This is a genomic window from Luteimonas sp. gir (genome assembly GCF_037198055.1).
GTDB lineage: Bacteria > Pseudomonadota > Gammaproteobacteria > Xanthomonadales > Xanthomonadaceae > Luteimonas > Luteimonas citri_A.
This window is the reverse complement of sequence record NZ_JBBAXQ010000024.1, coordinates 1-1,347: the sequence shown is the minus strand read 5'-3', so window position 1 is coordinate 1,347 and position 1,347 is coordinate 1. Positions and strand designations below refer to the sequence as shown.

The following is a 1,347-nucleotide window of genomic DNA, read 5'->3' as shown; positions in this document are numbered from 1 at the left end:
AATAGTGACCCGTCCTGCCATAGGTTGACACCTATGGGTGGATGGTTCGGCCGACGTCAGGCAGCCAAGGACGCCCGATGCATCGCATCGGGCGTTTGCATTTTAAGAGACAGGTGAGGGCGCTCCGCGTTATAGATTGCCACGGCCTCCGCCACCATCTGACGGGCCTGCCTCAGGTCCTGCGGGCGATGGAGCAGGAATTCGCACTTGAGGATTCCGTTGATGCGTTCGGCCAACGCGTTCTGGTAGCAGTCGTAACCGTCGGTCATCGAGCAGGTCAAACCATGCCTGGCGTGGATCTTCTGGTAATGGTCCGAGCAGTACTGAATGCCCCGATCCGAATGGTGGATCAGCCGTTGCTTCGTTTTTCGGCTTTTCAGCGTCATCTCCAGTGCCTGGGCGACTTGTTCGGTCTGCAGCGTCTCATGCACGCTCCAGCCCACGATCTTGCGTGACCACGCGTCGGTGATCAGGCTCAGATAGACGAATTTCCCAGCCGTTGCCAGGTAGGTGATATCGGCCACCCACACCTGTTCGCAGCCGGTGGGGAGTGTGCAGCTCTCGCCGGGCTTGAGCAGATTGGGATGCCGCCGGAAGCGATGATGGCTATGGGTGGTCTTGTGATACGCCCGACGCGCCGCCACCAGCAGACGCGCTTGCCGAAGCACGTCAAACAGACGGTCACGCCCCATGGCGATTCCTGCTGCCTGCAGCTCTGGCTGGATCAGATGATGGAGCTTGCGCGTCCCGAGTCGCGGCTGGCGGGCGCGGTAGCGACCCACCAAAGCCAGCGCCTTGGCATGGTCGGTTTGTCGTCGCTGATGACGGCGCTCAGCTTGGTAGAACGCCTGACGACTGATGCCGAAATGGCGGCAAGCCCTTGCCACGCTTACGCCTTTGAGGCGCCCTTGCGTGAGGACTTGCCGGAAGGCTTTTTTACGACACGCACCCCGTAATCCTCTTTGAGGACGTCCACGATGGCCTCGAAGAGCTGCGCCTTCTCGTTCGCCTCCCGCAACTGGACCTGCAGGGCCTTGATCTGTTGTTCCGGCGTCAGCGGTTTGGCTGTTCCGGCTTTTGGGCCAGTCTTCATGGGAGGAGATGATGCCCCACCCGACCAGTCTTGCTGGCCGTGACGGCGAAGCCAGGACAGCACCGTGCTGCGCCCCTGGATTCCATAGCGCGCTTGGGCCTGCTTGTAGGTCAGCTCTCCGCGCTCGATCTGGTCGACCACCGACAACTTGAAGGCCAGCGAGTAGTCCCGCTGGCTGCGCCTGATCGTTGATTTCATTGAACATTCCTTTTCCAAGTGGAAAAGGTGTCAACCCAATTCAGGACGGGTCATAG

Annotated in this window: 1 protein-coding gene; it reads right to left on the bottom strand. The window is 60.4% G+C overall.

The annotated features are described in order from the left end of the window. Positions 1-56: 56 nt before the first annotated feature. Positions 57-1,291 (bottom strand): IS3 family transposase gene (locus WAF18_RS17275; protein WP_337246202.1). Its coding sequence is split into 2 segments (ribosomal slippage): positions 57-940 and positions 940-1,291, totalling 1,236 coding nucleotides; the frame shifts between segments, so codons are not numbered across the junction. Between the last annotated feature and the right edge of the window lie 56 nt (positions 1,292-1,347).